Annotated in this window: 9 protein-coding genes; 6 read left to right on the top strand and 3 right to left on the bottom strand. The window is 60.2% G+C overall.

What is annotated here, in order from left to right:
• Positions 1 to 246 precede the first annotated feature (246 nt).
• The 4 genes from NKI32_RS24945 to NKI32_RS24930 all read left to right on the top strand — a co-directional run bounded on the left by NKI32_RS24945 (position 247) and on the right by NKI32_RS24930 (position 6,585).
• Positions 247 to 750 carry a hypothetical protein gene (locus NKI32_RS24945; protein WP_353004064.1) on the top strand — a complete coding sequence of 168 codons (504 nt, stop codon included), beginning with the start codon at positions 247 to 249 and terminating at the stop codon, positions 748 to 750.
• A 323-nt stretch (positions 751 to 1,073) separates the two neighbouring features.
• Complete coding sequence (locus NKI32_RS24940; RefSeq protein ID WP_353004061.1) at positions 1,074 to 3,377, top strand: peptidase domain-containing ABC transporter; 2,304 nt, start codon at positions 1,074 to 1,076, stop codon at positions 3,375 to 3,377.
• A gap of 84 nt (positions 3,378 to 3,461) precedes the next feature.
• On the top strand, positions 3,462 to 4,823 hold the full coding sequence (locus NKI32_RS24935) for an HlyD family type I secretion periplasmic adaptor subunit (protein ID WP_353004058.1): 1,362 nt from the start codon (positions 3,462 to 3,464) through the stop codon (positions 4,821 to 4,823).
• Between the two features lie 55 nt (positions 4,824 to 4,878).
• On the top strand, positions 4,879 to 6,585 hold the full coding sequence (locus NKI32_RS24930; protein WP_353004054.1) for a tetratricopeptide repeat protein: 1,707 nt from the start codon (positions 4,879 to 4,881) through the stop codon (positions 6,583 to 6,585).
• A gap of 137 nt (positions 6,586 to 6,722) precedes the next feature.
• Here NKI32_RS24930 and NKI32_RS24925 read toward each other — a convergent pair whose 3' ends face one another.
• Positions 6,723 to 6,911 (bottom strand): hypothetical protein, encoded by a 189-nt coding sequence (locus tag NKI32_RS24925; protein ID WP_353004051.1) that lies wholly within the window; start codon positions 6,909 to 6,911, stop codon positions 6,723 to 6,725.
• A gap of 519 nt (positions 6,912 to 7,430) precedes the next feature.
• On the bottom strand, positions 7,431 to 7,865 hold the full coding sequence (locus NKI32_RS24920; RefSeq protein WP_245260159.1) for a hypothetical protein: 435 nt from the start codon (positions 7,863 to 7,865) through the stop codon (positions 7,431 to 7,433).
• Between the two features lie 946 nt (positions 7,866 to 8,811).
• Here NKI32_RS24920 and NKI32_RS24915 point away from each other — a divergent pair.
• Positions 8,812 to 9,714 carry a glycosyltransferase gene (locus NKI32_RS24915; RefSeq protein ID WP_245275364.1) on the top strand — a complete coding sequence of 301 codons (903 nt, stop codon included), beginning with the start codon at positions 8,812 to 8,814 and terminating at the stop codon, positions 9,712 to 9,714.
• 294 nt (positions 9,715 to 10,008) lie between these two features.
• Here the strand turns inward: NKI32_RS24915 and NKI32_RS24910 are convergent, their stop codons facing one another.
• Complete coding sequence (locus tag NKI32_RS24910; protein ID WP_353004048.1) at positions 10,009 to 11,451, bottom strand: hypothetical protein; 1,443 nt, start codon at positions 11,449 to 11,451, stop codon at positions 10,009 to 10,011.
• 505 nt (positions 11,452 to 11,956) lie between these two features.
• On the opposite strand from NKI32_RS24910, the gene NKI32_RS24905 reads away from it, so the two are divergent.
• Positions 11,957 to 12,175, top strand: a complete 219-nt coding sequence (locus NKI32_RS24905) for a hypothetical protein (RefSeq protein WP_023833439.1) — start codon at positions 11,957 to 11,959, stop codon at positions 12,173 to 12,175.
• The last annotated feature ends 196 nt before the right edge of the window (positions 12,176 to 12,371 follow it).

Raw genomic sequence — 12,371 nt, 5'->3', positions numbered from 1 at the left:
GGCTCGACCGGAGCAACCGGTGATACCGGCGCGACCGGTGCAACGGGCTCGACCGGCGCGACTGGTGCTACCGGAGCCACAGGTGATACCGGGGCGACAGGCTCGACTGGTGCAACGGGCTCTACTGGTGCGACCGGCGCCACAGGTGCAACTGGCGACACGGGAGCCACAGGTTCGACTGGTGCAACGGGCTCCACGGGAGCAACCGGTTCGACCGGAGCTAATGGCTCGACCGGAGCTACTGGCTTGACTGGTGCAACAGGCTCTACTGGCTCGACCGGAGCGACTGGCTCAGCCGGATCGACGGGAGCGACCGGAGCGACCGGCCCGGGCGGTGACACAGGTGACCACCACCATGGCAATAACGGCTTTGGCAACGGAGATCAGGATGCACCTGGTAATTCCGGGAACCATAACAATGCCGAAAACGGCCCTGGTCACAAAGCCAACGTCACGACCAATACGCTGGGCCTAAAGGACTCGACGCAGTTCCTGCAATCCGGCTCGACCGACAGTGGTGCCGTCAGCCATGCGTCGTTCCGGCAGCTTGTTGGCCTTGCGGCCAGTTCGGTGACGACCGACCTCCTGAATGTCCTCAACACGATCAGTGGATTTGGTCAGAACCAGAACAAGCCGTTAGGTGCGAGCACCGACCTGATCTCGGACAAGACCAAGCAGGGCGCCGGCTACGCCAACACCGACGACACAGTGAAGAAGGCTCTGAAGGATATTCTGAAGCCGCATGAGTGAGCAGTGAGTGAACCTGGACAGGAAATGGTCCAGATTAAACCAGGCGCGCGGGCTTCGCTGGAAAGCGGACCCGCGCGCTGATCATTCCAGGTTATTGGGTTCTCGACCATGGTCAGCCACCATGACCACACAGGATGAAAACGTACGCGCGGACTTCGCGGGAGAGCGGAATTCGCGCGTTCATCATTTTCAAACAGGGATTGGCATCAGAGTCGCGTGGCCGGTCGGTTCGAAGTATAATGCGGCGTTGCCGGAAACCTCGGCAGAAATACCTCGGCTTGGGCATTTTCGAACCCTCGCCCTGCGTACCGGATGAGAAGTCCATGGTAAACGTGCCCGTAAACGCCGAAAACCAGCCGGCCTCGATCCGTGCCGACGCCGAAGGCGACGTCGCAGCGCGCCAAGCGGGCGGCCACAACGCGGCGGCGCGGACCCCCGGCGGTCCCGCCGAGCGCGACCAGATCGGGCCACGCATCAAGGCAGTACTGCAGGCCGCGCGTTATCATGGCGTCGAACTCGACCCCAACGAACTCGGGACGGCGAGCGCGGTTCCGACCGCTACCGATCTCTCCGAATGGGCGCAGACCGCCGGCATGTGGGCGCGTGCCCTGCGTATCCGCTGGTCACATCTTTTGCGCTTCCAGGATACCGGACCGGTCGTGCTGTTGTTCAGCGATGGCGGCGCGGCCCTCCTGACCGGAGCGAGTGCGGAGCGCAATGTCGTCTTCCTCAAAAGTGCCGACGCGCCGGACGACGGTGAGGCCACCCCGATCGACGAGCTTCGGCTGTCGCGGGTGTGGACGGGCGAGGCGGTGCTGCTGCGCGCGACACGGTCGCACGTGGCGGCGGATGCGCCTTTCACCCTTCACTGGCTCACCCAACTGGTGCGGCTAGAAAGCCAGCCCCTGCGCGACATAGCCATTGCCTCGTTCACGCTGAGCATTCTGACCATCCTGCCGCCACTCATCGCAATGACGCTGGTCAACAAGGTGCTGCAGTTCAACAGCATCTCGACGTTGCTGCTCTTGTCTGCGGTGATTGCCGTGGTCTTCGCCTATGAGACACTTCTTGGCCATGCGCGGCGACTGATCATCAACGTCGTCGGCGCCCGTCTGGACACCAAGCTGCAGTTGCACGTCTTTAGCCGGCTCTTGCGCCTGCCGCTCGACTATTTCGAGCGTCATCCGGCCGGCGAGACGATGTATCATCTGGCCCAAGTCTATCGTATTAGAGAGTTCCTGACCGGAAAACTTCTCAGCACGTTCCTGGATCTGATCACATTGTGCGTGCTGATACCGGTCATGTTCTACATCAACGCCACGCTCGCCTGGGTGGTAATGGCGTGCGCGGCCGTGATCATGCTGATCATCCTTGCCTTTCTCAGACCGCTGCGCCGCAGATACCAGCGAGTGGTCGAAGCCGAGACCTGGAAGTCGGCAGCGCTTGGCGAGACTGTCGTCGGCATCAAGACAGTGAAGGCGCTCGGCCTCGAGCCGCAGCGCAAGGCGCTCTGGGATGAGCGCGTAGCGGAAGCCGGAAAGGCTCGCCTCGCCTTCGGGCAGCTTGCAAGCTGGCCGCAGACGCTGGTCACGCCGATCGAACGCGTCATGGTGCTCGGCACCATGCTGATCGGCGCCTATCTCGCATTGAACGACCGCTCGGGCTATATGGTTGGCAGCCTGTTTGCCTTCATGATGATCTCCCAGCGCGTAGCGCAGCCGCTGGTCGGCCTAGCCCGGCTGGTTGAAGACTACGAGGAGGTCGGTGCAGCTATTGGCGAGGCGGCCTCGGTTCTCAACCGGCCGCTGGAGAGCAGTTCGAATTCCACCGGCCTGAGACCCAGGCTTGTGGGCGAGGTCACTTTCAGCGACCTGACATTCAGCTACATCGCTACAAAGACACCGGCGCTTGACCGGGTCAGCTTCCACATTCCCGCCGGCAGCATGTTTGGCATTGTTGGGCGTAGCGGTTCGGGAAAATCAACGATCGCGCGCCTCCTACAGGGAATCAACCGCGACTACAGTGGCTTCCTCAAACTTGATGGCGTCGACCTCAAGGAGATCAACCTACGCCATCTTCGCCAAGGGCTCGGCGTGGTCCTGCAGGACAATTTTCTCTTTCGCGGGTCGATCCGCGATAACATCATCGCCGGGCGTCCAGGCTTGACGCTTTCCGATGCCATGCGCGCCGCGCACCTCGCCGGCGCCCAGGAATTCATCGAGCGCATGCCCAATGGCTATGACACCTATATCGAGGAAGGTTCGCCCAATTTGTCAGGCGGTCAAAAGCAGCGGCTGGCGATCGCACGCGCCCTCATCCACGACCCGACCATTCTCATCCTCGACGAAGCGACCAGCGCGCTCGACCCGGAGAGCGAGGCAGTGGTAAGCGCCAATCTTATGCGCATCGCCAGCGGCCGCACGATGATCATCGTTTCGCACCGGCTGTCCTCGCTAACAGAATGCGACAACATCCTGGTTATGGATCAAGGTAAGGTCCTTGACGTCGCGCCGCACTCGACACTGCTCGAGCGCTGCGCGCTGTATCGCCAGCTGTGGTCGCAGCAAAACCGGCACCTCGACGGCCGTCATGGCCGCCCGGTCGCCATCCCACCGCGGTTTGTTTGACGATGCCACGACTCAGATGCGCTTCAGGTCCGGTAACCCATGAGTAGCACCTCTCTCATCACCCTCCCCTCTCGGCGGCATCGGATGGAAACGAGGGATCTGACGACGCCAGCCATACTCGAATTCCAGTGGCCGTCGACGGCTGTCGCCAATGCTCCTATTCCGCAGGCGGCGCGGCGCATCGTCTGGATCATCGCGAGCCTGGTCATCGCGCTGATCGCCGTGGCCGGACTGATACCGGTCGATCAGGTTGTAACGGCCAGAGGACTCGTGGTGTCAAAATCGCCCAATATGGTCGTGCAGCCGCTGGAGACGGCGATCGTGCGCTCGATCGACGTTCGTGAGGGACAGCACGTGCAGGCCGGTCAGGTGCTTGCTCGCCTCGATGCGACTTTTGCTTCTGCCGATCTGGCGGCGCTCGGGATGCAGGTTTCGACACTTGAAGCTGAAGTCGCGCGGTTGAAAGCGGAAGCGGACGGCCAGACCTTCAACTATGACGGTCTCGACCCAAGCTGGACCTTGCAGGCATCGATTTTTGAGCGCCGCAAGGCGGTCTATGACGCCAAGGTCGAGAATTTCGACCGGCAGCGCGACGAACTCAGTTCCGTAATCTCGCGGTCGCTATCGGATGCAGATGGCTACCGCCAGCGGCTCGCGGTCGCGGGCTCGATCGAAGAGATGCGCAAGCAGCTCGAAGCAAGGCAGGTGGGCAGCCGCCTCAACACGCTGCTCGCCGAAGATAATCGCGCGGAAATGTCCCGGGCGCTCGGCAATGCCGAGCAGACCGCGCAAGCCGCAAAGCTCCAGCAGGCGGCGGTGGCCGCCGAGCGCGACGGCTATATTCAGGGCTGGCGAGCGGATGTTTCACAGAGCCTATCCGAAGCCAGTTCGCGCATGTCGGACGCCCGTGAACTTCACAACAAGGCAAAGCTGCGTAAGCAATTGGTCGAGCTGAAGAGCGAAGCAGACGCGATCGTTCAATCCGTGGCCAAGGTCTCGGTCGGTTCGGTCCTGCAGTCCGGCGAGCGCTTGATTACGCTGGTGCCGGCCAACGCGCAGCTTGAAATCGAGACAAACATCGTCGGCCGCAGCAGCGGCTTTGTGCATATCGGCGACCCGGTGGTCATCAAGTTCGATACCTTCCCCTATTCGCAATACGGCCTTGCTCATGGCACCGTGCGGACGCTCAGCCCTGATTCCTTCTCTGCGCAGGATCAGGCGCGCGATCCGAACAGCTCACTGGCCATGCTGCCTTCGGACGCCGAACCGTTCTATCGCACGCGGATTTCCATCGACCAAGTCGCCCTCCACGGCGTGCCTGCCGGTTTCACCGTGAGCCCTGGCATGCCGGTGACCGCCGACGTTAAGGTCGGCCGCCGCACAGTGCTCAAATATATTATCGGTGTGATGCTCCCGATCGGCCAGGAAGCCATGCGGGAGCCATAGCGCAGGGTGTTTTCGGAGGCTCGGATCGATGACAATCCTGGATCGGCTGACTGTCTTGGCCTCCCCGCCGGCAGCGTTGCGCCGAGCGATCCAGCTCTCTGACAGCGGCAAGCCCGCAGAAGCCTTTCCGCTGATGGCGACCGCGGCGCGCGCGGGGATCGTCGAGGCCGAGTACCGGGTCGCGCGTTGCTACCTCGAAGGCTCGGGTGTGCCGCCAAGCCGTATGGAAGGGGCGCGATGGCTGCTGCGGGCAGCCAACCACGGGAGCGCCGATGCGCAAGCGCTGCTCGCTGCTCTCTACCTGACCGGGCTGGTGGCTAAGGAAGGCGACGGCAAGGGCTCCGAATCCGACCAATTGTTCATGGCGGATTCCTCGGGCAAACCGGACTTCACAGCGGCGTTCGATTTTGCCACCAAGGCGGCTGAGGCGGGCTCGGCCACCGGACAGGCGATCCTCGGCTATATACTTACCAGCGGTCCCAAAGCAATGCGCAATGCAGATGCGGCGCACCGATGGTACGAGAAGTCGGCTTCTGCCGGCTGCGCCGAGGGGTGTCTCGGCTTTGCCCTGTCGCTCGCCCGTAGTGGCAAACGTGAAAACAGGGTCAGGATTGCAAACGAGGTAAGACGCGCCGCCGACGCCGGTCTGCCGACCGCAATCTACCTTCTCGCGGTCCTTACCGAGCACGGGCTCGGCGTCGTACGCGACATGGACGCAGCCGTTCAACTCTATCAGGCTGCTGCAGAAAAAGGCCTTCCCTCCGCCCAGTTCCGGTTGGGACTGGCACTGATTGATGGTGCATTTGTCGACCAGGACATATCTGCTGGAGAGGCGTGGATGCGGCGCGCTGCGTTGGCGGGCAATATTGAGGCTGCCTATCTCCTTGGCGACCGCTATGTGAAGACGCAGCGGCCGGATTTTGCAGAATCCGCAAACTGGTATCGGCGGGCGGCCGAAGCGGGCCATCAGGCCGCCGCCCGCGCTTTGGCCTCGCTTTATTTGACGGGCAACGGCGTGGCTCAGGATCTCCAAGAAGGGGCACGCTGGCTACGCGCCGCTGCACTTGGCGGCAATCAGGCAGCACAGGTCGATCTCGCCAATCTTGTTCTCGAAGGAGCCGGCGAGCCGGATGATCGTGCAAGCGTTGCCGGATGGTTCGAAGCAGCCGCTTCATCGGGGGACCTGATCGCCGCGTTCAATCTTGGGCTCTGCTTCGCCAATGGAGTTGGCGTCCGCCAGGACGAGGGCCAAGCGGCGCAATGGCTAAGGCGCGCGGCTGAAGGTGTCGCAGAGGCGCAATATATGTACGCCCGTCTCCTGCAAGATGGACGCGGCGTGGTGACCGACCTATCGCAGGCCCGCCTCTGGTTTGCTCGGGCGGCCAATGCCGGCCTGCTCGACGCCCAGGTGGCGCTTGCCGAGATGCTGCTCAATGGCCGCGGTGGCGCGCGTGAGCCAAAGGTTGCTATGCAGCTGTTCGAGCGGGCCGCGCTCGACGGTCACGCCGGAGCGATGTTTGCACTTGGCGCGATGTTTGGAACTGGCCAGGGCGTGCGGGTCAGCCAAACGGCGGCGCAGAAATGGTACTCCGCCGCTGCTGGACGTGGGCACGGCCAAGCCCAACTCATGCTCGGGCGTTATTTCTCAAGGGGTATCGCTGGGGAGCGCGACCCGGCAGCCGGTCGCCTATGGCTTGAGCGCGCAGCAGCACTCGGTATTAGTGAAGCGGCCGACGAACTTGCCGAACTCGCCCCGGGTTGAGACCCGCATAGTGCGAGCGCGCCAAACGCATGTCAGCCACGAATGAGAATCCAGCGGATTCAAGGTTTGGTGCGGAAGCCAATTGCCCCCCTGGCGGTCATATATCCGTGCTCCGTTTTCCTTCATCTGGTTGCCGATCAACTGGGTCGTGCCGTCGAGTTCTGGTCCGCAATGCGCGCCTGGGTGACCGTGCTGACGGCGTCAAGCTCGGCCTTCCTGTAAAACGCATAGGGTACGGTGATCAGATCAGGCTTTCTCGTCACGCAGCAGGATTCGGTGACGTCAGTTCCGAATCCAGCGAGGTCGATTTCGACTGAACTCTGCATGTCGGCTTTCTTCCCCAATGAACATTCCCCTAAGAGTTTGAGCGGCATCCTTCCCAAGGTGCCCGTCGCTTGTCAGCAGGCACTCTTACGTGACAAGCGCATGATTGCAGCGCCTAGCCCGCGTCTTTGCGCCGCCACCAGCCTGCGATGTCTGCTTCTGCCGCAAATCGCGCCCTTGGTCTTCTCGAGCAAGGTCCGCTTTGCGGCCAAGCTGCGCGGAAACGAACGAGATTGGGCGCAAAGCAGTCAACTCGCCTGGATTAAAGGTTCGCTCGAAGAGGTTCTCAGAACATCGGATTGCTCTTGTCTTCGGATACGGAGTCATGCCCGCCCGCCACAAAGGCATCCATACTGACGCCACCTGGACCGTTTCTACCCGCACCATGCGCAACCCAGCGGAGACTAAATGCAACCCCACGTTGCTGACATGAGCGCCTTTCACAGTGGCCCAAAAGGCGAGTCGCTTCCCCATACCATCTCTGCTCGATTTGCTGAACGGCGGCCCTTTAAGCAGCCATTTCATTCAAGGAATCCCGCCTGACGAAGCTTCGTAAGCAAAAGCGCGATGGCGCCCGTGTAGCTAACGCGGGCTTGCTCAGCCATCGGCAGAGAACACCACACGGTTAGTTCGACAATTTTGTCCTCGTCGCCGTCTATCGGAGCGGAGCTAAGTTGCCCTTGCTTGTCCATAATGATTGCGACCGTGCCATTTGCACCATACCCAATTGCCGCCAACCTCTGGATTCGCATGTCGCCATCGACGCGAACATCGAACAGGATGGAACCGTCCGTTTTCTCGGCGACATCACTCACTCGATCGAAAAACGGACGGGTCATCCCGCCAGCGTTGGCAAGAGATTGCTCCAGTAAGACTAGTTCAACGTACTCCGCCTTCATACGGCAAGAGTGCTCGGCCTGCCTCGCGGGACCAATGACCGTTGAAGGCTTATCCACACCAAACACCCATCCATCTAAGTTGTTTTTGAATGATGGAAGGAGCCGGGGGCGGCAGAGCGCTCTATCGCCGACTTACAGATCGTGCCTTATCGCGCTGAGGCCGGCAGCCCTGGCGCAGTCTGCATCGGAGCTGAATGGACGCGGGCTCGGATCGAGGATGTCGAAGAAGGCCGACAGCCTCCGTGTTCGACCACGATGAAGGTCTCGATTTTGGGGCCGTCCGCGCCGCTGCCTTTCAGTGTATGCTTATCTGGCTGGGCTTACGATTTTCGCGATGCTGAAGGCAGGGAAAGGAGTGCACCTCATCCCTGCCCTCATCCCTGGCGCCGAGTGGCCGTATCGGCGCGCGCGAGCACATCTGAGACGGTACCACCCACATGGGCCAGCACGGCAACAGATGTGATAGCGCGCCGCCAGCGATGACGCACAGTCAGCCTGATGCCTGCGGATGATCGCGAGCGCAAGAACGCTCGGAGTCTGCTGGGCTGAATTCCCGCTGCGGCAACTATTATCAATAAGGTTAGACCCAACTTGCTCCTTTAAAGGAGCCTCTTGTCCTCTGGTTCCGTTGACAAAAAGCCACTACCCGATACCTTTTCACGACCATACTGAAACTTACGACGATTTTTTCCGTGGCATTGGATGAATGCCGTCAATGGGTTCGATACCCCTATCTGGAGAACGGTCGTTGGATATTGAAAAGCGGCAAGGTCCACGGAGGGCGGCGGGAAGAGTTGGATCGACTTGTTCCGAACCCTTCGGGGCTCTCGCCGTTGGTCGTCCACTCTTTGAAAACTCGTTATCGATATTGAACCGGACTGGTGCTTGGCATATCGCAAAGGACCTTTGCCAGGAGTTCGTACCACAGCACGCACGGGTTCGATATTGGAGACTTGGCGCGGTGGCTCCCGGAGGGCTGGCGCGCAAGATCGCGGCAAGGCTGATGATGCTGGAAATCAATTGGCTTAAGGATAGCCGATATTGCTTGATCGGCAGCAAAGCCGCTGATGGCTACAGCCGGGTTTTTCTCGATCCGCTCTTTGTGCTGAGGTCAGAGCTGGCTGAAAAAGATGTCGTGCTCTGCCATGACGTCGGCCCTTTGAGCCACAGCTTCCTCTATGACCCTGGAACCGTTGAGAATTACCGTGTCGCATATGAAAAAATCCGCAGACACAGGCCCGGGATTGTTTTCGTCAGCGATTGGTCGAAGGATAATTTCGTCTCCATCTATGGGTCAAATTTCCGATTCCTGATCACCATTCCGCTGTACGTGCGTACGGGCCTGTTTGATGGATCCCTGGAATCCCTTCCTGCTGTCAAAGGGCCATTCTTCTTGACTGTCGGCGCCTTTGAAACACGCAAGAACCAGATCACGGCGCTTGAGGCATATCGAAACGGCGGGTTCTACAAGCAAGGTATCAAATACGTGCTTTGCGGCTCGCGAGGCGACGGCCGCGAGAAGATCATCGATCTTGCGAAATCGATACCAGGGACGGTGCTGCCGGGATATGTGCCGGACAGCCAGTTGCGATGGCTCTACGCGAACGCTGAGGCATTCGTTCTGCCGAGCCTTCTGGAAGGGTTTGGAATGCCCGCCTTGGAGGCGGCCCATATGGGCCTCTTACCGATCGTCTCCGAGAGAAGTGCATTGGTGGAAGCGGTGGAAGGAGTCTGCGTGCAAGTTCCTCCACACGACACGACTGCAATCGGACAGGCGATGCGGCAAGCGCTTTCACGCAGTTCGAGCGAAAAGGCACAGGCCAGCCGCGAACTGCGGGACGTTGCCTCGCGCGCTTCTAAACAGCGCTTCCTGCAGGGCTGGCGAAGCCTGCTGCTGGGCGGATAAAGCAGGCCGGACGTTTCGTTGAGGCGTGGGCGTACCTCGCCTCTGGAGTAGCTGCCAAAAGGGCAGGCCTCGCGATATCACAATCGCAAATTGCCCGCTGCCAACGCAAGCCTACATTTATCAGCTCGTCCTAGAGCCAAAGACACATGGCACTGCATACGGCTGCTGAGATCGCGCAAATATCACAAGGAGTCGGCGAAGCAGTGAATGGCTACGAAAGCAGTAGTCCAATTTTCCGGCATCGCTGGCAAAACAACTCGAGTGGCACTGGGCGTCGCGTAGTGTTCCGGTCGCCTAAGCGGCATCGATAGCAGGCATGGGCTGTGCCGCCTGATAGCGATTGTGTCTTTCAAATCCTGCTGCCATGCGTAAGGCGCTGACCCTGGTGGCGGAGACGACGGCGATTGCGATGCAGAAGATGGGGCCTGGGTCAGCGCTGCCGCCTGACACCGAGTTGGCAATTATGGCGGCGAAGGCGGCGTTCCTGATGCTCATTGCGACTGCAGCCGTCTCAGGCGTCACCCATTGTTGTACCCCGCCCAATCCCCTGGTCAGGACACCGAGCAGCATGGCCATCATCAGAGACCCAAAGAAGCCAAGCTGGGACAGAACCGCGATCGGCCAGCTCGATGCCCTGGAACTGCCGAAGCCCACGCCAAGGCCACTGGTGTCAACGAACGACTGCAGGCTCTTGAGGTTCCAATAGGTGCGCTCGTTGCCCGAGGCGGAAGCTGCCTTGTTGATGATGGTGCTGTTGATGAGCCTGACGAAGGGATCCAGCGCGTCGGCCCGGTAGAGGCTCACGCCCATAACAAGGGCCACGCCCAGCACCATCAGGACGGTGATCAATATCTCCTCCCGCTCGACTCGTCCCCTGAGAACTGATGCCAACATTGAGAGGGCGACCGGAATGCACAGCAGAGTGAGGCCAACATAGGCGGTCGAGGACGTCGACAGGATGGTCAGGAAAAGCAGGATGGCCGACAGCCACTGGGCGAGACGGGACCTGGTCATTCTCCAGTATGTATAGGAGAATGCCAAGCAGGCCAGGGAGGCGCCGGCAAACGAAGAGGCCTCGGAAAAAGGTCCTGTGATGCGTGCGAAACCGGCCTCGTAGGCGTCACTTATGATCGCAAAGTTGGCGGTTCTGATCGGGGCGAGTACGTCGCCCACGCCGGCATTTTTGCTGACGAAATCAATCAGCCCCATGCCAGCATGCAGGCCGCACCACAAAAAGAACCCACGGCGTAGCTGGTCTATCCTGTCAGAGTGCAGCAACAGGGTGCAAAGCGCGATGGTCGTGAGCCCACCGAGAATGAAATAGCCTGTCTGAGAGGTATTGCCTGAAACCGGAGCCAGCGAAGCTTCCACGACGGTGCCGCGGATTTTCGACTGGACAAAGACAGCCGTCTGCCCGGCGAAGAACCTTGGAAACAGCCACGCTCCAATAACTGCGTAAACCATAGCGCCCGCAAGAACCCAGACCGCGCGGATGCTCCCAAACACCTTTCCTAAGTCGATCCATATATGTCGTCTGGCAGCGACGGCAGCGACGAGCAGAGCCTCGAACATGGTGTAGATGAGCGGAGAAGACCCACCCAAAAAAGTCAGGGTCATAACGGCGGTAGCGCCGAATGCCTGGGAAGCAATCAGCCCAACTATCAGCATTCCTCGGGAATAGTATGCAATGATCAGAATGGCCGCGCACACCAGAAGACCCGGCAGAGAAACCTGCATTGCTGACTGAGCCTCTCTCCCTGTTGGTCATTCTAGCGTTCGAAAGACGCTATCCGATGAGTGCATCATTCGACAGGTGCATAGCTTGGGCAAGAGAGCCAAACGGCGTAGTCCTGCTTTCCGCAGGAAGCCGTAGCCCCGAGCAGCGGCAGATCCCACGGCGCAAAGTTATTTTGCCGGTGAGCCTGATAAAATGGCTGCCAGCCTGGTGCCCAAATGTCGTGTTGGTTGCTTGCTGCTGGAGAAGCAAAGCGCGGCATAGGCCGACACGTCCGGGACCCTTCGACCCGCCGGCCGTTCCGATTCCGGCCTACCCCTTCCTGCAAACGGATAATTGGCAAACGCACCCTAAAGAACGCCTCGACGGCGCGAAACGTCACTCTTATACACAGGCCAGCGGGCAGGTTGTGCTTACAATCGTGAAATGACGTGTTAAGTTGGAGATTATTGGGTGCTCTTGGTGACGGGGTGGGTTCTCGAGAGTTCCATGAGGAGGATAAGCGGTATGACCGCCCGTGTTATACATGGCCCATTTGGCCCTAAGCAGATGATGCAACTCAGGGAGATTTACGAACGGGCGCGGGCTGTGACCGCCCAGTATCCCGAATCCCACGTTGCCAACAAAGCCGCCAAGAAGTTGATCGATGCCTTCGAAACCGTGACCTCCAGCGATGCAAGGGGTGGGCGGTGTCTGAGTGAGACGGATCCCCAGGGAAACGCCTGAGGTCCAAGCGTTAAGTCCAGGAGCATCTATCCGCCTGCCAGCCAAGCTGGCAGGCGGATTCTTGTTTGCTGTCCCGGCGCGCCGCTCCCATAAAACGATAGGGGAGCCACTGGGGCGGGCGAGTGGCTCCCCTATCCTGTCTTCGCTATATCCGCAGACAGACCGCGTAAGCCCGGGCAGACGCCGGCAAATCCAT

The sequence above is a fragment of the Mesorhizobium sp. M0761 genome (genome assembly GCF_040320205.1).
In the GTDB taxonomy this organism is placed as follows: domain Bacteria; phylum Pseudomonadota; class Alphaproteobacteria; order Rhizobiales; family Rhizobiaceae; genus Mesorhizobium.
Note: the sequence above shows the minus strand (reverse complement) of the source record. Positions and strands in the feature narration are given on the sequence as shown.